We start from the raw sequence: 21111 nt of genomic DNA on the forward strand, positions 1-21111 counted from the left end.
ACAGAACTATTTCAATATCATACTAAACAACCTGCTAAATTATATATTCTTAAATTAACTATCAAGAGAGATTCATGATACTGCCAAATTTTCTATGCATAGGATCCCAAAAAGCCGGAACTACTTGGCTAGAATCCAACTTACGATTTAACCAATCAGTTTGGTTACCACCAATTAAAGAAATACATTATTTTGACTATACGTATGGAATTAATACCGGAACGCAAATCTGGGGAAAAGGACACGTAGATAATGCATTAGCACGAGAATTAAGAAAATCATCAGCAAATGCAGAACAAGTTCAATATTTGGAAAAAATAAAAAATCATGTTTGGTTCACAGATGATTGGTATCAATCTATTTTTGATCATAAAGATAGATACAATAAAATATCTGGCGACATCACGCCTGAGTATTCTTCAATAAGTCAAGAAGGAATAGAATATGCTATAGATTACTTAAAATATCCGAAAATTATTTGGATAATTCGCGACCCAATCGATCGAGCTATAAGTCAGATAAAAATGGTACTCAATAGATCCATTGGTCCAGAACCTCTCACCAAGAGAGACTGGTCTAATTTCGTAGCAAAAGTCAGATACACAGAAAGAGGAAACTTGGAAAGGTTTCTGCCTTTATGGGAAAATATAGCAGGCAAGGATAACATCCTATATATACCTTTTGGAAACATCAAATCAAATCCGCTCGAAACTCTCGGAGAAATAGAAGTTTTCTTAGGATTAGATAAGGCAGAGTACCCATCTGCTAGAAAGATTGTTCATAAAACAAAAAGAACAGATTTGCCCGACTGGATTATTGCCAGTCTTGCCAGAGAACATGTAACTCAATACAATTTCTTAACAAATAGATTTGGCAAAGAATTCGTTTCAAACACAATATGACGCATCAATTATTATCAATTAAATTGATAATAATTGAATCCAATTTCAGAGCTATATAATTTATATTTTAATCAACAAGAGATCGCGTCAATACTTATTAAGGATTTTTAGATATCTGTCATGCCAAACTGTAAAGGAATTATTAGATCAAAATTCACACTTAACCTTCCCTGCTATATTGCTATTATTATATCCTGTTTTTTCGTTACCCCAAGTAACGCTAATGAACTCAGCCTTTCACTGACTCACGATAAAGGTTATTTGAGTAAGCACTTGGTGGGCATTCACTTTGTATATAATGACGAGGCAGATGCCATCTATTCAAACGACGATATCGCAAAATGGGCCAAAAAAGCAGGCGTCAGTACTGGTCGATTTCCAGGTGGAAATACGATTAAATATTGGGACTGGCAAAACCCAACCGGCTATCAGGAAGAGGACCCATGGGACCCAAACGTTCCCGAACCGATCGATCCAGCAAATTGGATGAGTCTTGATGAATATCTTCATTTTGTTGATGTAAGTGGCATAAAACCACTTATCGGTATAAATATTTTTTCAGGACATCGATTTGGCCGTGAACGGGAAAGCATCAAACGTGCCGTCAATCAAGTAAAATATATTGTTTCTAAAGGTTACCGTGGTTGTTACTACTATTTAGGTAACGAGGATTTTGGTCCTGCTTTTTTTGGTAACAGGGATAATGCTGCAAAGGCATTTGTAATGCATGCAAAAGAAATAAAGAAGATTGACCCCGAAGCAATTCTATTTTGGAACGACAATCATATTACTCCAAAAAGACTTGAAAATTTCCTTAGAATTGCCGGAATTTATGCTGATGGTGTTGAATTTCATACTAAATGGCCATTTGGCGGAAAAAGACGTAATTACTCAGTAGATGTTAATTATTGGCAAAACCAATACCCTATTCAGACCGATCCACATGGCAGTTTTAGTAAAAGAGCAGAACTGCTTCGAGCAACTGCCGTCTCCATGGGATATCCGAAATTTAAAGTAGCAAACAATGAATACGGTTTAGCACAATTTGTACGTGATCCTTTTATTGATTATAACCGTTACATTTATAGTTTAGTTGCAATCGAGATTCTTCAGGATTTATTTATTGGTCGCTTCGAAACTTCTTCTTTCTGGTCAAACGTACCTGCTAACAGAAAAGGTGGAACAGATCGCGAGCAAAAACGACTAATTGACACAAAGAATGGAAACCGTATGAATCCAATTCATTACGGTTTTGAATTAATCTCAGTTGCACAAGGTATGAAATTAATCCAAATTGAAGGTGGAAGTATATCAGCATATGGTTTTGGGGCAATAAATGAAAAAGAGTTGCACATATTTCTATTGAATAAAACTGGAAAACCTAATTCTCTTATATTAAATATTCATGAACCTGAGAAAATCAACCACATATCATCTGCAAAAAGTTTGGTTGACACTAAAGATCATTGGGGGACAATCATAGATATTCCTGCCTTTTTTAAAGAAAAACAAATAAATGCAACATTACCACCTTTATCTTTTACCCGAATTACTATTTCTCTAGCAGAGAAAAGTGAATAATATCTCGTTTTTACAAACCATTAGCCAATCGTATTTATTACTTTTCTTTCTTACATAATTTATTCCCGCAAAAGCATTCAGGATATATACCTCATGAAAATAACACTCCATTTAGGTGTCCATAAAACAGCAACAACTTACATTCAATCACGTCTTTCAAACTCAAAAGATACTCTTGCTGCAAATGGCATTTTTTACTTAGGACTTAATGATACTCGTAGACTAATTACATCAAAACTAGATAAAGATTTAACACTAGACCCAGAGTTAACTTCACAAATATCTGGTTGTGAACGTTTTATTCTTTCTGATGAAAATTTTATTGGTGGTACCAACAAGCTAAGAAACAACAGACTTTACCCTAATGTAGCTCATAGACTTAGAAATTTAATTGAGTCACTTAACAATGAAAACATCGATATATATTTGACCATACGAGACCCTGAAAGCTACATGGTTTCGCGTTATATTGAATATCTAAGACATTTTTCTTTTTTGTCATTCAATGAATACTATGATGAGTTCTTCATTCGGAATTTCTCATGGAAACCATTGGTTAGATTGATAGAAAAGGTATCTGGAAAATCAATTAAAGTCCAGTGTTTTGAATCTATATTCAATAGAGAAGACGAATATTTTGAAAAGTTAATCGGAATCCCTGATATTGTTTTAGAAAAGGCAGATTCTAATCAATCAATAAAGCGCGCCAAGGTTTCTCGTGAGTCTTATGAAATTCTAGAGCATCTCGCTCAACATTATCCACGCCGTATGACTAAAAAGATACTAAATATGATGGATAATAATGTGCAGATTTCAAAACAAAATTCGATAACTCCATTTAGCCCTGCGCTCTCTCTTCGACTGAAAGAAAACTACAAAATGGATATTACTACATTGTGCACAGAGTAAAAAGGAAACAGAACCTTGTATAAAACAATCCGCAAGTTTATTTTACAAAAATACAATTGGGCGAAAGAAATATATCCTTTTTACAAGGAAGCTTACCGTGCCAGCAAAGAAATGGTATTAAAACAGGATAATCGCAGAAACATTAAACCATCAGATATCTTATTATTCTGTACGATGAAAAATGAGGCTCACCGATTAGAATATTTTTTAAATTATTATCGAAAGCTTGGTGTAAATCATTTTTTATTTGTTGATAACAATTCAACCGACAACACTGCAGAATTACTTGAGTCCTATAATGATGTCACCCGTTTCCATACTGAAGGCAGTTACAAAAACTCTAACTTCGGAATGCACTGGCTTAATTATTTGCTATTCACATATGGCCGTGATCATTGGTGTTTAACTTGCGATCCAGATGAATTCATCATATATCCACACATGGAAACGCGTGATCTTTATGATTTGACGCAGTACCTCTCATCTATTCGTCAAGATTCTTTCTTTACGGTAATGACTGACATGTACAGCAAATTACCGGTATCTGAAACAGTATATGTTCCAGGTACTAATCCTTTAAACACCTGCCAGTATTTTGACAAAAATGGATACACAAAAAAGTACAACCCTGATATGCGCAACTTATACGTACAAGGCGGAGTTCGTCGACGTATCTTCTCATGTAATACACCAGATAGCGCCCCAGCCCTAAACAAAATTCCGTTAATAAAATGGAAATGGAATTATATTTATACTTCTTCAATGCATATGGCTTTGCCTAGACGATTGAACAACTGTATTGACGCTCGAACCATAACAGGCGCCTTATTACATTTCAAATTCATTAGTGAGCTTGATAAAAAAGTTAAATATGAGTTACATGCAAAGCAACACTATAATGATTCAGCTGAATATAAACAGTATGGACAGATTATTGACAATAATGACCGTCTTTACCATCCAGCAGTTTCAACTCATTTCGAAAACTGGCGGACACTTACAAAAATCGGACTCATTAACCAAGGAGAGTGGTAGTTGTGAAAGTTGCATTTGTTTTACTCGCTCACGAAGAACCAGATTTGTTACGGCCACTTATTACCAGTCTGCTGGCTGCAGGAGCTAATGTTTTTGCACATCATGATGTTAATGGCACAGGCGATCTTGAAAAATCTTTTGAAAAATGGGGAATAGCAGACCTTGGAGGTAATTTATTCATAGCACCTAAGGTTCAAGTTCGCTGGGGAGAATGGTCCATAATTGAAGCAACCCTAAATTGTCTCGATCTTGCCAGAAAGCAGAATGATGACAGTGACTTTTATATGCTTATCTCTGGCTCTTGCATGCCTGTTAAGCCTATAGCACTGCTTGCAAAACACTTAGAGGCTAACCCATATGATCACATCGAGGCCGTTAATGCTCTTGAGCACCGCTGGGTCAAGGATGGTATTCAAGAACCAAGATGGGAAAAATATCATTTCTTCAACTGGCGTTACAATCAGTCACTCTTTGATCTCTCACTTAAGTTACAGTCAAAAATCGGTATCAAACGCAAGCTACCATTGAACCATATTGCTCACATGGGCTCTCAATGGTGGTGTTTAAGGAGAGGGACAATACACAAAATACTTTCTTTAATTGATGACAATTCAAATTTATGTCGTTTCTTTAAAAAAACCTGGGTCCCAGATGAGTTATTTTTTCAGACCCTGGTAGCCAACTTAATAGCAAAGAATGAAATAGTCTCAAGGCCTCTAACACGCTATACATTTAACTCCTGGGGTATACCGCGCGTATACTACGATGATGATTATCCCGAACTACTAGCAGAAAATAAATTTTTTGTTCGCAAATTGTCCCATCGTGCGTTTGAACTTAGAAAAAAACTGACATCAATAGCTTCGATGCATATTAGGCAGTTCTCAGAACTACTTAATGAGAGTGTTATGGAACATACTGATTATGTCGAGCGAATTAAATTACAAAATCATTGTAATGATAAATCCTGGCATTCATTAGTTACAAGACATGAAAACTGCTATGATTATGTCAAATCTATTCCTAACCGAATTGTAGTCGTTTGCTGTAATGATACTTCTTTGAAGAATCAGGCACTCAATCAACTGGATCGGTTAGACAAAACTGTAGTGTACGGAGATCTATTTGATTCTAGTGAAGTTTGCAAGGGCTATTCTTGCCATGAGAATTTACCCATTGACATGTCCAACCCTAAGTTAATTCGACATGAATGGCAGTTAGTATTAGGTGAGATCTCCTTAACGGAACAAGGTAAAGTAATTGTTTTCTCGATAGGTGAAGATTCTTTAGAGTATCTTGATATTTTACGATGGAAAAAGAACCTAAATATCATACTACTCGATCATAGTAACATCGACAAAATCAACAAATCAATCCTTTCTGATTTGTATTTACAAAGTATAATACTCAACATGACAATAAAAAGACATTGTGACTTAACACGATTGTCTATTACCGAATTAACAAATATAATAGATAGCAACATCGGTAAAAAAAATCAATTACGTCATATCCGTATGTCTTTAGCAATGCATAGAGAAAACGAAAAAAAACAATCACTATTAAAACATGGCCATGACCATTATGATTTCATAAAATCAATTGAGTGTAAAATTGTAGTTCTCACCTGTACAGATACCGTTCTCAATTCAATTAAAAATAAAATTGAGAATTACTACAACACCCAAATTATTGAAAATTTCTTTAACGCTTTATCAACTGACTCCAATACATTCGATTGGCATTACTTATTGGCGGATGTTGCACATATTTGCTCTCAACTCTCTCCATGCAATATTCTATTTATTCACGTGGGAATTAAACATCTACATTTCCTAGAAACGCTCCGGTGGAAAAAAGACCTACTAGTTCTCGACATCACTATTAACCCAGAGATATTAGACAATGAATCACATAATTTTTACTTCAATTTAAATGGCCTTGATTATAATGTCCATAATTATCAACCAGAACTCGACAGTATTTTATCTGATCGCAATTGTCACTATGAAAAATCAAACAATGAAAATATAGATCTAATCCAAGACCATATTTCTAACTTCATTGAAAGAAATTGATCACGAATACTATTACTTTTGAATTTGAGTATACACATATCATTTTTAGGCTAAGAGTTCCTTCACAAATTGAAGCCAATATTTTAGTAAATACAAGTGGAAGACTCCAATAAGCACACTCGTCAGAAGTCATATCTCCTATTATCTAAAAACCTAGATGAAGAGGCAGATAATGGGTGGGGGACATGAGCACCATTTTTTCTGTTACCACTCTTGTCAATTTCGCAAAAGGAAATGCTAAATGAAAAAATGCCTATTGCCGTTGGTAGGCAACGCTGAAATCGTTGCTTAGTCACGTTAAGAAAACTATATTTTTGACTGCTACCACGAATAGGAGGAGTCCATTTCACCCTACTTTCCCCAACTTCAACATTATACTCAATAGCCTTTTCATATGTGCATTTCACCTTTTGATCAACAGCCAAAAAGAGTAGCGACCATTGTCATTCCTATTCGAGCCCGTAAAACAAGCGAGGATTCCCTCCAAAGGCTGAATCGTCTTATGACAGTTATTCCTGATATATTTGAAGTTATTGTTGTAGATGATGGTAGCTCTTCCGCCGTTAGAAGATATCTTCACGAAAATATTCCCAAAAGACCTGATGCTTTGTGCATTTCACTTAACACTAGGTGGCGCCGATTTTCGCTTTCAAGAAGTCGGAACTCAGGTGCAGCTGCTGCTAAATCTTCGGTTGTAATTTTTCACGATGTTGACTTTATCGGAACAGCAATCCTATATCAAAAATTGTCTAGCCTTATTGCAGAAAGAAATATAGCCGATAAACCTGAGAATTTCTTCTGTGTCCCAGTAGCTTTTTTAAATGAACATGGCACTACACGGTATCTAAATGATTTTGGTGACCAGCTCAACTTTAACAAATGGTCATTCAGAAATAGTGCTCCAGAACTAGACGAAAATATTTTGCATTTCGTTAAAGGAAGTTCTTGCATAGTCATCAATAAGCAGCAGCTTATTAAGCTTGGTGGTCATGACGAGTCCTATTATGGCCACGGTGCTGAGGATTTTGAGTTATTACACCGTTTGGGAGAACTCTACCCCATCAGTAAAAAACCTGTAGATTATAGCATCAACACTGGTAGTGGACCAATTCATTCTTATCGTGGATTTAGAGCATATTTTGCACTTTACGGAGAACAAGCTTTTAAAGCTGGGGTCGTGATCGTACATTTATATCACCCAAAGCGTAAGGTGTGGGGATATTATCAGCATCGACGCAATTTTTCTAAATTAAAACGGTTAATGGAACGTGACTCATAACTCCCAAGGCATCAAAATTGGTTTTTTGATATTAGCACATAATAATCCTGCCAGATTACTACGACTAATTACTAGACTACATTCCGAAGATCCCACCTGTAATATAATTATTCACTATGATCGCAACTCGACATCTGGAGAATTTCAAAATTTACAAGAATCCTGTATTTCAATGCAACGCATACACATCCTAAAAGGAAAGAATAGAATTAAGTGCAATTGGGGGGGATTTAGCATAGTTCAGGCAACACTGAATTTGATGGAATATGGGTTAACCAACTTAAGTAATTGTGACTACTACTACCTCCTAAGCGGATCTTGCTATCCGGTAAGACCTCTTCACCACCTCAAGTCATTTCTTACTAAAAATTTAGGTACAGCTTTTATAGAATGCAATGATGCTCAATGGATTAAAGGAGGAATGAGAGAGGACAGATATTTATATCGTCATTTTTTTAATTTCAAAACACAACCGTGGATTTTTCGTCGCACGTATTGGTTGCAGCGTTTTTTTGGTATTAAACACAAACTACCATCTCCAATAGAACGAATATATTTTGGGAGTCAATGGTGGTGTTTACCTGCAACTTCAGTCTCACATATTTTCAAACTCTCCAAAGACAAAATCATTATTAACTTCTTCAAACGCGTTTGGATCCCTGATGAATGCTTCTTTCAATCATTGATTATTCTAAACACTGCTGCAATAGAAAGAACAAATCACTCGTTAACATATTACAATTTTGACAACCTTGGAAGACCAACTATTACTCCAAAAGAAAGTCTTAAATATTTCAATTTTAGGAACCATTACTTTATTAGAAAAGTCCCTTAATATAATCTAAGATCTCGAGTGGTACGTTCCGTTTCAAAGACTGATGTTTAAAAATACGTCGATTAGAATGTTTGCTACAATACACATTACTATCACGTGCAATATTTTTCCGATAACCTCTTAAGTCTGATATCTTTCTTATTTATAAAAAAACACATATATGCTAAAAAAAATTACCAAAAATAAGCAAAGTGCTGGATTAGTAGAATAAGTGCAACAGACTGAAGTTTGAAAAGTGAGTGAGTTGAAGGCATGTTCTCAGCTCTCACACTTAAAACAGGCCTCTAATGAATAAGCAAAACAAACACTACCAGCAACTCACTCAAGAACCAAGATACCAGCTTTCCGCTCTTCGTAAGGCAGTGATGTCACTCAGAGCTATAGCACAGTAAGTCGGGAACTTCGGAGAAACACATCGGCTGACGGTTATAGCCCCCAAGTTGCCCACCAGCTGAGTGAACGTCGGAGAAAAACAGCCTTAAAACCCAACAAGCGAAGAGTTTCAACAGACGTTATCATCAGCGAGCCGTTGACTCTTGGTTAGACACCAGAAACCATTATTCAGCGATTAAAGATGGAAACTCAACCTCTTGACTAGCTCTGTCACACAACGATTTATAGACGAATAGAAGAGGATCGAGACCAAGGCGGAAAGCTCTACTGTAGCCTCCCGCGATTTGGCAAAAAGCGCTGGAAAGGTTGGAAACGCAACAAAAAAGCTGGAGTAAAACTAATCCCAGATAGAATTGACATCAAGGAGTGACCTGAGTTGGTTGAGGCTAGAGAGCGTATTGGCGATTGGGAGGGAGATACCGTGCATGGCCAAAATGCTCATCTGGTGACGCTTGTAGACCGATCAAGTCGATTCACGCTAGTAAAGAGAGTGTTCAAAAATACTAAGGAAGCCGTTGCCGATGCCATTTTTGAGTTATTTAGTAAAGTCCACACTATCATAACTGTAACTCTCTATAACGGCGAGGAATTTTCGGCCCACACTCGTGTTTCAGAGGCAACAGGTGCTAAAATATATTTTGCTAAGCCTTATGCTAGTTGGCAACGAGGAAACAATAAAAATACTAATAGTAGAATCAGGCGTTTCTTGCCCAAAAGTTCAACAGCGCAACTCTCACAGATAAAGAAATTGATGACTCAATTTTGTTGTTAAACTTAACTCCACAAAAAATATTAGGTTGCATTACCCCATTGGAAGCCTTTATTGGCAGGCGTGTTGCAATTATTACTTAAATCCAGCTGCGTCTAATGGGGATTGACGGTATTTATCCAAAAAAATGATCGACGAGACCTTGTGGACCCTCAGGAATTTACCAATATCGTTTGAAAGGGCTAGCTATTAATAGAGCCAATCAGGTATTGGTATTCGATATAACGTATATACCTATGAGGCATAGGTTTCATGTATCTGTTTGCGATATGTTCGAAGAGCACTAAATAAATATACAAATCCTCAAATACTTAATAGCGATCAAGGTTGCCGGTTCACTTCTTACGAATGAAATAATTGCCTGAAGTAACAAAACATATCCATCTGTATGGATGGTAAGGGGCGATGGCTCGATAATCTAGCAATTGAGTGATTCCGGAGAAGTCTCAAGTATGAGGATATTTACATGAAATCGTATGACAATCCAAGAGAACTAGCAAAGGGAATAGCTGCATATATGTATCAATACAACAGTAACCGACCACACTCGTCGCTTTCCGATGCTACACCGAATGAGGCATACTACGATAAATTACCCAAAGCCGTCTTAAAACCAAATAGCCTTTCTCCCTGAAGGAGAGAGGGGCAATACCAACCTGAGCTGTAAGATGTAAACTTAAAAAGTACAACTAGTGGTCCTAAAAGAGGAGCCACTCGCTTCTAACATTAAACTTAACACACTATTTAATATCGATCCTTTTGAGGATTAAAACTCATTATGAGGAAGACATGAAACAGGTTTCACAATTTGTAATAATTACTTCACCGAGGTCAGGATCTTACTACCTAACAGGTTTACTAGATAGTGCCTCAGACATAGTGTGCCATGGTGAAATTTTTAAAAAAAACAATGTTGAATTGAAAAAATCGTATTCAGATAAACTTAATATACAACGTTCTGACATTGAGAAAAGAAACGATGCTCCACTCAAATTCGTTCGTAGATTGCGCAATCTAACCCCGAAGAAAATTATGGGTTTTAAAACATTCTATCGGGACGTTTCACGCCACAAACCAGTGGTCAACAATGTGATCAATTCTGCTGACTGGAAAAAGATTTTCCTCGTACGTAATCCGATAGAAACCTATGCATCGCTTGAACGTGCACGGATCACCAACATTTGGACATTACATGCAAATCAAAAGAAAAGAGATAATTCAGCGAAACCGGTTTTAGTTACTTTCAATCGTGAACGTTTTGAGAATCACATGAAGACATACCAGCATAATTTATCCCGCAATGACAAGTTAAGATGTGCATATCCTGAGAGTTGCTTCGCCCTTGACTACAAAGAATTATTCGACTCTCAGAAACTAGCACAGATGTTGAAATTTCTTGGTTCAGAAACGCCAGTTGAATCTCTAAAATCTGATTACATAAAACAGCATACTAAGCCTTTAGAAGAGTCATTTGTGAACTATGAAGAGTTACAGTCCTACCTTCGCCAATCTGATACAGGGGGACTCACTACTTAAGAGAGTAGTTAACCCACCCGCGAAATCCTACTTCAACGGCTATGAGAACTTTAGTGAAGTTAGTTGCACTTGATTTCACCTCGTGGCTTATAAAAAGACCAGAGGTATCTAGAGTCAAAAGAAGTTGACAACGATAAACGACCTCGTTTTTTTTGGTTCTTCGACGTTTTAAGTGGATTTCAAGGGAGTGTCCATAATTCTGTATCATCGAGAGTAGTCCGTTCTTGCCGCATCAGTGAACGGTGTTCAGATGTGGTAGGATTTTAATGGACGCTCCCGTTTCGTCCAACATGATTGGCTCGGTCAATATATCATTTCCCGCTTGAATGCTATGAAAGATTTTTGAACGCAATGATTGTGGAAATTCAATAATTCCCAGCCGAATATGACACTTGATGATTTTACACGACAACAACACGTCATGAAAAGGTGGATCTGGAGGCATAAACCACATTTATTCCGATGTGGTAGGCAGCGGTTATATCGTTGCCAAGGCCAAGTCAAGACAACTTTGTTTTGATTGCTACCAAGAATGAGAGGAGCACCACCAGTCCCATTCACAAAACGGGAGCAACTGGCATAAACCGGTTTTAGTCAGTTGCAATAAATAACAGAAGAGTCTTCCAAAAAACATACTCACCCGACCCTTCTGTTATTAGGAGCCAGCAATACTCTGCTTAATTAAGAATTCTAACCCGTGTAACTAAAGAACGCCAATTTGTACTTTGGACCGTAAATGACACCTTTTTTCCAGTGCTCATAGCAGTTAGAGCAAGAGCATAACCCGCCGCGCCAATATCTTTGGTAAGCACAAATTCACGTAGCTTGCTTTCTTCAATAGAGTCCCAAGACGCATTATCACAATCTGGAGTAATAACATATTTACTTACTGCTTCGCTTTCCAGTTCAGGTACAATTACAATACTTTCGATTGTCGCTGAAGTACAGCTAGTTGCTGCAGACACCATACCACCCCAAAGAAGTACACTGGCTACTATTCCGACTAATCCAACTACATATTTTGACAGTTTCATATTTATTTCTCCTCAATTTTGTGATTTTCATATTTTCTTTGAAGAAGCCCCCCCCCTACTAAGAGTAGGCTATCTTTAAATACGAAGATCAATAGGTTTAGTTTTGCTGGTTATTTTTATACTCTTTATATTGCTGAACATGCATTTCGCTCAATGCACTTTTAGACATGCCATCCTCAAGAAATGTACCCCTGTCAGCCAGGCTGTTTTTATAGCTCTCATACTGACCATAGTGCATTTCACGAAGCTCTCCTCTCGTCATCATGTCATCACCGAAAATCACGCTGTCATCTTCAGTTTCTGACTTGTACTCTTCATACTGCTGGATATGCATGGTGTAAAGCTGGTCTCTAGTCAAATCGTTTTCGAGTAAACTATCGCCATCCTCTTTCAAGTTCTGATAGTCTTCATATTGCTGATCATGCATGACAGTCAACTCACTTCTTGTCATACCATTCTCCATGAGTTCATAATCATTACTCAAGCCTGCCAGGTACTCACGATACTGTTCATCATGCAACTCTTCAACTTCCTCAGCAGTCATTTCCTGGGGGAAGGACATCTGGTTACGATCTCGCGCAGTCCAGACATATTGCTTTGCACCAAATGTTTTAACTGTAATGATTTTCTCTTCAACATTAAAAATCATGCTCTTATTTTGATGGGCAAATAGCCTAGATAATACTGTCCGTAACGGCATATTTTTATACGCAATAGATACCGGAATGTCCCTCTGTTCCTGATCAAATACAATTACAACACCTGTTTTGAATGAAATTTTGCCAAGAACACTTCCAAGTGTTTCATTCTTGGCTAAAATCGAAACAGGCTGACTGACCCATGAATCTCCAGTAACATCTGCATGCCCTGCTAGAGGCCAAATGACAAACAACAAAAAAATGTAATACTTCATAATTACTCGTTTTCTAGATCGAGCATAATAAGAAGAGCTGGAACTATTGCTGATCCATCTGATTGCATTCCATAGCCATCACCACCTGGAGCATTTACCACAGTCGGATCAAATGCATTACCTTCAGGATCTTGACTATCACGATTCAGATATTCTTGATAATCAGAGTATCCATCCTCATCGTAGTCACCATTTTCAGAGAACACATCTAACGGATCACCAGGAGTACCCAGCGGTACGTTAGCAATCTCCCAATCATCATCGATTTTGTCTCCATCCGCGTCGAGAATTGCAGGACTAATTACAAGTGAAGCGGGATTAACAGTAGAAACACTATGTGCCGGGTAGGTACCAGACGTGCCTATACCTACAAGAAATGGGATAAACTCCCCATCGGCACTATATCCAGCATCAGTATTACTGATTTTTGACTGGATAATAGAGACTGGATACGTTCCCGGACTCCCAGTAAGAGTAAAATTCAAGGTGAAAAGTTTGACGTTTAAACCCGTCCCGTTTTCAACCTTTGCTGCTGCAAGCATACTCCCTGTGGTAACACTACTCTGGAGTCCACTGACAGTATTATCTACAATGGGTCGGTCATAATCTTTATTATCTACTGTGACATATCCCTGACCTGATGGAGTTGGGATATTCTGACTTACGAACGTTCCGAAAAAAGAACTATCAACACTCGTGAGTGCTAAATTTGCTGTATCGTAAGTAACAGTGAATGATGCCCCGGCAACTATCGAAGCATTATCAATCCGAACCTCAATTGCAATGGGGTCGCCCTCATTCACTGTTATTTTACTTTGCCCAGTTGTTGAGACAAGAGACAACGTCTTGTCTTCAGCATGGGCAACTCCAAAACTCAGAGATGTCACACATAGAAGAGCAAACAAACTGCTACAAATTCTTCTCTGCATGTATTTTTCCTATTCTAAATTAAAACAACATCAACATTAAGAAACATCGTGAAATTCTTGCTTTCCAGTGAGCATATAAAAAATGCTTTCACCTATTTACTTCGGATACAATGCCTAAATATAATATCAGCTAATCAATGGGGGGGGAGTGGGTGGTTTTATGATCAATGACTCATGTGACCCTATTACACTGAAATTAAATACAATACCACTTGCTGGTGCTGACAACTGTATTATTTCAGGCAAGAGATATGGAGATTTAGTTTCTACTATTAAAATCGTAGGCTGCTGATAAGGACCTCCATCAGTAGCTTCAATAATAATTACATTGCTTGCTGTAGAACGCAGTGCATTGAGTGAGGCAATAAATACAGCCTGAAACTCTAACTGTTCTGATATTGATGAGTCTGAAAGCTTTTGCATAAGCTGGACAACAGTTCTCAAGTCACTATGATTCTCACCAGGCAAGCGCAATGATGCCTGCATAGAGATAGCATATAGAAAAACAGTAGTAATGAGAATAATCCTAACTCGCATGCCAGCGTTCCATCTGAGTCTTTGATTAAATAAATTATTTAAGGCACATATATCATTTCCGATTATTCTGTGCAACAATAAGTACGAAGCATTTTCAACCCGTTCCCTCATATAACTACACACCAGCAAACAACATAATATCTAATTACTAGATCTTAAAGACTGCTAATTATGCCAAAACTGCTGAATTATCAATAGATCTAAAGGAATGCACAAAACGACAGCAGGAAGATGTTTGTCATCTACTCAGTCTTAGAATTCGCCTTTTTTTATTTCTATGCCCTCCACTGTTACTCATCATCTATCAGCTATATCCTCAATGCTAAATAGGATATTTAATATCATTATTAGCACCAAGAGGCTGTTTGAATACTTTCATGACACAATACTGGAAAATTCAATAATAAAAGATTATACAGAGATGCAGATGATAGCCAGCACCTTGACTAACAACTACGATTTTCCTTTTATAATCATTAACGATGCCGTACTTACTACCATCTTCATTCACTCAATTTTTCTTATCGTATTATGTTTTCACAAAGCGAATCAACTCTCAAATTTCTGTCAATATTAATAGTTACACTTGGACTCTTGTCTTTACGCACTGTGGTAAGTGCTGCAGAAATAGAAATTGTACGTATCGATACGGCACCTTCTCCCCGATTCTCAATAGAAATTGATAAAGCCGAACAATTGGCAGGCCTTAAGATCGTACTCAACTACCCTGCCGACTTGCTCATCTATACTGATGGAACAAAGACAGACATAACTTCATCGTTCATGTATGTTATCAACGACAAACAGCCAGGTAGGCTCATTCTTGTGATGGCCAGTGCCAAAGGAATATCTGGAAAGTCAGTAGAACTCTTCAATCTCGAATTTACACATATTGCTAATAGGGAAACAAGGGTAGATGATTTAAAGATCGAACAATGTGAATTGATGAGTGAATTTTTAAAAACAATCCCATGCGAACTCAATTCTTCACAGCTACAAATCGAAAAGTCTCAGTAGCAATCAACCTGCTCTTCAATTTCACACTAACTACATTGACTTTTCCTTCTCAATTGATATTTCTCCCATGAAAATAATTGGTCCGATTTCGCAATCAAAAATACTATTTCTTCAAGGCCCAATGGGTTATTTTTTCCGTAACCTCAGTCGTCATTTTTCTTCACATGGAGCAACAACACATACAATTTGCTTTAACGCTGGCGACTGGCTTTTCAGTGATTCCGAAAACAGATACAACTTTTTTGCCAGTCTCTCTGAATGGGAACCATTCTTCACTAATTTCATTTCAGATTTCGCTATTAGTAAAATATTTCTATTCGGGAATTGCCGTCAATACCATAAAGCAGCAATCAAAATTGCTCAGGAAGCTGGTATAGAGGTTTACGTCTTCGAAGAGGGTTACATAAGGCCGAACTACATAACCCTTGAAAAGAATGGTGTTAATGGTGACAGTGGCTTGCCAAAAGATCCTTCTTTTTATAATAAGTGGCAAATCAGGCCTACTGGTTCTGAGAGTGCTGCAGAGAACCGATTTTTAAAAATGGCTTTATTAGCCACCATATATTACCTCGCAACTGCGAGCTTTAAGCCTGTCTATCCTCACTACATTCACCACAGGTCTCTTAACCTTGGAAAAGAGTTTTTTTCTGGACTTAGAAATTTCATCCGAAAATTTAGTCTCTCTATAACAGAGAGACACTTCGAGAAGATGCTAACCTCCCTAATAAATGACACTTATTACTTTGTTCCTCTACAAACACGAACAGACTTTCAACTCACTGAATATTCAGATTTCTCAAGCATAGAAGAATTTATCACAGAAGTTATCACTTCCTTCTCAAAGTATGCCCCCCCAGAAACTTACCTTGTAATCAAACATCATCCCATGGAACGCGGCATGAGCAACTATAAACAACTCATCTCAGATCTTTCCAGTAAACATGGGGTTGAAGATCGAGTCTTTACCCTTTTTGATGTGCATCTACCGACATGCCTAAAAAAGGCTATTGGCACTATAACAATTAATTCTACAGTAGGATTGTCTTCTCTTTTTCACGGGACTCCCACTATTGCACTTGGAACAGCTATATACGATATAGAAGGTTTGACGTGCAAAGGCATGAAACTAGATGATTTCTGGACGCAATTCGTTATGCCTGATCGTAGATTGTTTAGAAAGTTTCGCAATTATGTAATCATACACACACAGCTGAATGGTGGTTTCTATGGAAGATTCCCTGATTTTTCTTCCGAGAAACATTGTTAGTTATAGCATCGCAACCATTCTTGCGCTAAAAAACATAACCAACCTGTAACCCAAATGTCTCCAGACCGTTATTGGGTTCTGCTAAACCCGCATTCGAAATATGGTCAAATGAAAGCGCAAAGTTCCAGTTTTCGTTGATTCTGAACCCCATGCTGACTGCACCTCTAAACAGCAACCTGGATCCTAATCGTTGACAATCAGGGTCACTACTTTCCAACTCACCGGTGTGTTTTGCTCCACCAAAGTCTATAGAGAAAAATACAGTTTCATCTGTTTCAAATTCCCAGGCAAGTCCAGCATAGAACTGATGATTTTCATTCCCTAAATGCAAAAGAGCACCAAGTATAGATCTTGATTTACTCAGTACTTTAAAAAAATTATTATCAAGTGGATAAAAATAGAATTTGAGGCTCAAATCCACTCCGTCCTCATGCATTTCACCCAGGTTACTACATCATATATTGCCAACCCCACCCTCACCTCATCAAGAACGCTTGAATCTCCAGGCTCTGCAATCGTTCCTCCAAAAACAAAAGAGGGGAACCCGAGAACCGGATCCCCCTCCACACACAGGCAGTCTGCTCAGATGCCCGTGCCTGCTACTGCGAAAGTGTTACATCGTGCAATAGCTTTTATCCCTGAACCATCTTTCTAATCTCTTCTACGATCTCAGGATTCGCGAGTGTCATAACATTACCAACGTCGCCTTTATTTGAGATCGCGCCAAGTACCCTTCTCATCAGTTTGCCTGAGCGGGTCTTAGGCATATCGGGCACTATCCAGACATTCTTACACTTGGCGATCTTTCCGATCTGGTAAGTGATAGCGTCTGCAACCTTTTGCTGCAGTTCCGGAGTGGCTTCGATACCTGGTCTAAGCGATACATACAGCTCCGGCTCCTTACCTTTGATCTCATGGGCAACCGGCACAACAGCTGCTTCTGCGACCTCAGGTACTGTCAGTGCTGCAGATTCGATTTCCTTGGTTCCAAGACGATGACCGGATACATTAATAACATCATCAATTCTACCAAGCACACGAACATACCCATCAGCTGCAAGCATAGCAGCATCACCTGTCATGTACGGCCAGTCACGCCAGTCCTTACTGCTACGATCATTGTTGTACATGCCGAAATAGCTCTCGACAAAACGCTCACGATCGCCCCATACTGTCATCATCATACCCGGCCATGGATTCTTGATGCAGATGTTACCAGCCTTGCCACAACCTGGTGCAAGCTCAGCTCCAGTCTCATCGAAAACAACAGGATGTATACCAGGAACACCAGGCCCTGCACTACCAGCTTTCATCGGCTGCATACCGGGAACAGTTGAACATAAGAAACCACCGGTCTCTGTCTGCCAATAGGTATCAACAATTGCAGCCTCACCACGACCGACTACATTATAGTACCACTTCCAAACCTCAGGCTCGATTGGCTCACCAACCGTTGTCATATGCTTAAACTTGTAATTATACTTGGCTGGCTCATCCGGCCCTACTTTTCTGAGTGCGCGAATGGCTGTCGGAGCAGTATGGAAAATATTAACATCGAGCTCCTGAGCAATTCTCCACGAGCGACCTGCATCTGGATACGTTGGTACACCCTCATAAATTACTGACGATGCACAAAGTGCCAACGGTCCGTAAACAATAAAGGAATGACCGGTAATCCAGCCGATATCAGCCATACACCAGTAGACATCCTCAGGATGAATATCCTGAATATACTTTGACATTGCTGTAACGTATGACAGATAACCACCTGTTCCGTGCTGACAACCTTTTGGCTTACCAGTTGTTCCAGATGTATACATCAGGAACAATGGGTCTTCAGAGAGCATTTCCTCTGGCTCAACAAGAGCACCGTAATACTTTTTCAGCTCCTGGTTGACCACAATATCCCGACCTTCAACTAATGGTGCTTCACACGACATTTTACCTGGATAACGCTGCCATACAAGTAACGTGTCAACTTTCTGACCACCGTCTGCTGCAAGAGTACATGCTTCATCATCTACAGATTTATGATCAAGCAGTTTACCTGAACGATAGTATGAATCCATTGTAATAAGAACACGGCTATTGGAATCAATAACCCTGTCAGCACATGCACTGGCAGAAAAACCACCAAAAACAACCGAATGGATGACACCTATTCTTGCACAGGCAAGCATAGTGATCGGCAGTTCAGCAGACATAGGCATATGTATTGTAACCCTGTCGCCTTTCTTCAGTTTTGCAGTGTTTTTCAAAAGTGCTGCAAACTCGTTAACTCTGGTATACAATTCCTGATAGGTGATATGACAAACGCGCTCATCTTCAGGCTCCGCAACAAAGTGAATAGCTGTCTTATTTTTATTTTCTGCAAGATGTCTGTCGATGCAGTTGTAGCTCGCGTTTAACTTCCCACCTTTGAACCACTTAAAGCTGGGAGCATCACTGGTATCAAGCACTTCGTCCCACTTTTTGTACCAGGTAAGCATATCTGCAAATTCAGTATAATAGTCAGGAAAATTATCAAGGCTGAAACGCTCGAAAATCGACTTATCGGTGAGGTTTGCCTGAGCGATAAATTCTTCTGACGGGTTGATATACTCTTCTTCTTTCCAATGTACGGCTATCTGGGCTTCAGAAGTTTCTACGACTTTTGTTTCGTCACTCATCTAGTTACTCCTTCATATGATTTGAATGTAACAGCGTACGATACGCGTTGGAGATGAATATCCTCCCCAGATCTGTGTTTGGATAGAGTTGGCTGTCCTTTAAACTCGAACCGACTCAGTATCCTCTTTGCCATGATATGCTTCATAATTGGGCCGCGTTACAACCTTAGCCAGAATAACTCCTAGAATAAGCAATGCGCCTGAGAGATAGAATGCATAGTTCAGGCTTCCGGTAACATCCTGAATCCAGCCACCAAGACGAGCCACGAAAACACCGCAACCCCAACCGATGAAGACTATTCCGTAATTTGCACCCAGGTTTTTCGCTCCAAAGAAATCTGCAGTAAATGAAGGCATAAGCGCAAGGCCACCGCCGTACTGCCAGTATGCGATACCAACAACAACAAACAGTAACAATACATTCTTAGATGCAATAACCATCGGTAATGAGAAGAGACACAGTGCAGAAATGCCGCAGTTCAGTGCGTAGGCATTTGTACGACCTATCTTATCCGAATATGCACCTGTTCCGACACGACCTGCTGCGTTAACAAATCCGCCAAAAGAGACAAGGATCCATGCGTTGGCCAGGAAGAATGGAATATCTTTGGCTGTCGAGGCAAGGATACCTTTGGCACTACTGATGATGAGAAGACCTGATTGGGTGGTTAGGATGAACATGAATATAAGTGCGTAGCATTGCCAGGTCTTGCTCATCTCAGCAGTAGTCCAACTTGCAACATAACTCGCTGCACCTTTGTCTTGAGTATTGTCAACACCAGGAGGCACATAGCCCTCTTCAGGTGTCTTAAGAAGTTGTCCTGCGATAATAACAACAACAGCAAAGAATGTACCCAGTCCGATGAAACTTCCGGTTACACCATATTTATCAATGAGGTACTGGCCCAGATAACCGATATAGAGTGCAGCACCACCGTAGCCACCAACAACCAGACCGGCTACCAGACCACGTTTTTTCGGTCCGAACCATTTAAGAGCTGCAGGAGTCGGAGCAGCATAACCAATACCCATGCCCATTCCACCGAGAATACCGAAGCCTACAAGAAGGCCTGTGTAGCTTTTCATCAACCCGGCGAGGATACAACCTGCCGCCAGCAACAAGCCGCCCAGTGTTGCGCCAAACTTAGGGCTGATCTTATCTTGAATTTTGCCACCCGGGATCATGAACACCGCGAAGATAATTACACAAAGGGTAAATGGAGTTGCCGCCTGAGCGTTTGTCAGATAGGTCCAGCCTGCATTCATGCTGTCAGCCGGGAACTTTTGCCCGGCCAGGTCTACGTTCACCAGTGCGGATTTCCAAATACTCCAGGCATAAAGTATACCGAGACATAGATTGATAGATGTCCCCGCAAATGTTGTGATCCACGCTTGGATTGGTACTTTTTGATCCTGTTGCATCATCTG

At 39.0% G+C, this 21111-nt stretch carries 18 protein-coding genes and 1 pseudogene; 12 read left to right on the forward strand and 7 right to left on the reverse strand.

The features are described 5' to 3' along the window. Positions 1–74 precede the first annotated feature (74 nt). The 10 genes and pseudogenes from FCL46_RS21810 (at position 75) to FCL46_RS21855 (ending at position 11317) form a co-directional block, all read left to right on the forward strand. Positions 75–902, forward strand: coding sequence for a sulfotransferase family protein (locus FCL46_RS21810; protein ID WP_136808918.1), 828 nt, complete (start codon positions 75–77; stop codon positions 900–902). Positions 903–1022: 120 nt separating this feature from the next. Beyond that, entirely contained in the window at positions 1023–2483 is a 1461-nt protein-coding gene (locus FCL46_RS21815; protein WP_136808917.1) for a hypothetical protein, read from the forward strand. Positions 2484–2576: 93 nt separating this feature from the next. Next, a complete protein-coding gene (locus tag FCL46_RS21820; RefSeq protein WP_136808916.1) occupies positions 2577–3392 on the forward strand; it encodes a hypothetical protein in 816 nt (271 codons plus the stop codon). 15 nt (positions 3393–3407) lie between these two features. Continuing rightward, positions 3408–4427, forward strand: a complete 1020-nt coding sequence (locus FCL46_RS21825) for a glycosyltransferase family 2 protein (RefSeq protein ID WP_136808915.1) — start codon at positions 3408–3410, stop codon at positions 4425–4427. A gap of 2 nt (positions 4428–4429) precedes the next feature. Further along, positions 4430–6505 (forward strand): beta-1,6-N-acetylglucosaminyltransferase, encoded by a 2076-nt coding sequence (locus FCL46_RS21830; RefSeq protein WP_167505967.1) that lies wholly within the window; start codon positions 4430–4432, stop codon positions 6503–6505. Between the two features lie 394 nt (positions 6506–6899). After that, positions 6900–7784 carry a glycosyltransferase gene (locus FCL46_RS21835; protein ID WP_136808913.1) on the forward strand — a complete coding sequence of 295 codons (885 nt, stop codon included), beginning with the start codon at positions 6900–6902 and terminating at the stop codon, positions 7782–7784. Then, positions 7774–8619 (forward strand): beta-1,6-N-acetylglucosaminyltransferase, encoded by an 846-nt coding sequence (locus tag FCL46_RS28930; protein ID WP_136808912.1) that lies wholly within the window; start codon positions 7774–7776, stop codon positions 8617–8619. Before FCL46_RS21835 ends, FCL46_RS28930 begins: the two co-directional genes overlap by 11 nt. Positions 8620–8906: 287 nt before the next feature. Next, positions 8907–9864: pseudogene (locus FCL46_RS28935) on the forward strand (IS30 family transposase). Between the two features lie 383 nt (positions 9865–10247). Further along, entirely contained in the window at positions 10248–10415 is a 168-nt protein-coding gene (locus tag FCL46_RS28940) for an integrase core domain-containing protein (RefSeq protein WP_136808911.1), read from the forward strand. 155 nt (positions 10416–10570) lie between these two features. After that, positions 10571–11317, forward strand: coding sequence for a hypothetical protein (locus FCL46_RS21855; protein ID WP_136808910.1), 747 nt, complete (start codon positions 10571–10573; stop codon positions 11315–11317). Between the two features lie 677 nt (positions 11318–11994). Here the strand turns inward: FCL46_RS21855 and FCL46_RS21860 are convergent. From FCL46_RS21860 to FCL46_RS21875, 4 genes are all read right to left on the reverse strand, one after another. After that, positions 11995–12351: a hypothetical protein gene (locus tag FCL46_RS21860; protein ID WP_136808909.1), complete on the reverse strand. Its 357-nt coding sequence runs from the start codon at positions 12349–12351 to the stop codon at positions 11995–11997. 97 nt (positions 12352–12448) lie between these two features. After that, complete coding sequence (locus FCL46_RS21865) at positions 12449–13264, reverse strand: hypothetical protein (RefSeq protein ID WP_136808908.1); 816 nt, start codon at positions 13262–13264, stop codon at positions 12449–12451. Between the two features lie 2 nt (positions 13265–13266). Beyond that, on the reverse strand, positions 13267–14193 hold the full coding sequence (locus tag FCL46_RS21870; protein WP_136808907.1) for a hypothetical protein: 927 nt from the start codon (positions 14191–14193) through the stop codon (positions 13267–13269). 126 nt (positions 14194–14319) lie between these two features. Beyond that, on the reverse strand, positions 14320–14841 hold the full coding sequence (locus FCL46_RS21875) for a hypothetical protein (protein ID WP_136808906.1): 522 nt from the start codon (positions 14839–14841) through the stop codon (positions 14320–14322). 483 nt (positions 14842–15324) lie between these two features. Here FCL46_RS21875 and FCL46_RS21880 point away from each other — a divergent pair, with 483 nt between their 5' ends. Beyond that, complete coding sequence (locus FCL46_RS21880) at positions 15325–15747, forward strand: hypothetical protein (RefSeq protein ID WP_136808905.1); 423 nt, start codon at positions 15325–15327, stop codon at positions 15745–15747. A gap of 67 nt (positions 15748–15814) precedes the next feature. Continuing rightward, positions 15815–17014: a capsule biosynthesis protein gene (locus FCL46_RS21885; protein ID WP_136808904.1), complete on the forward strand. Its 1200-nt coding sequence runs from the start codon at positions 15815–15817 to the stop codon at positions 17012–17014. Between the two features lie 25 nt (positions 17015–17039). On the opposite strand, the gene FCL46_RS21890 is transcribed toward FCL46_RS21885, so the two are convergent. The 3 genes from FCL46_RS21890 to FCL46_RS21900 all read right to left on the reverse strand — a co-directional run bounded on the left by FCL46_RS21890 (position 17040) and on the right by FCL46_RS21900 (position 21108). Next, entirely contained in the window at positions 17040–17429 is a 390-nt protein-coding gene (locus FCL46_RS21890) for an acyloxyacyl hydrolase (protein WP_167505966.1), read from the reverse strand. Between the two features lie 217 nt (positions 17430–17646). Continuing rightward, positions 17647–19683 carry an acetate--CoA ligase gene (gene acs / locus FCL46_RS21895; RefSeq protein WP_136808902.1) on the reverse strand — a complete coding sequence of 679 codons (2037 nt, stop codon included), beginning with the start codon at positions 19681–19683 and terminating at the stop codon, positions 17647–17649. Positions 19684–19782: 99 nt separating this feature from the next. Next, positions 19783–21108, reverse strand: coding sequence for an L-lactate MFS transporter (locus FCL46_RS21900; protein ID WP_136808901.1), 1326 nt, complete (start codon positions 21106–21108; stop codon positions 19783–19785). Positions 21109–21111 lie beyond the last annotated feature (3 nt).

Source organism: Desulfosediminicola flagellatus (genome assembly GCF_005116655.2).
GTDB classification, from domain to species: Bacteria; Desulfobacterota; Desulfobulbia; order Desulfobulbales; family Desulfocapsaceae; genus Desulfopila; species Desulfopila flagellata.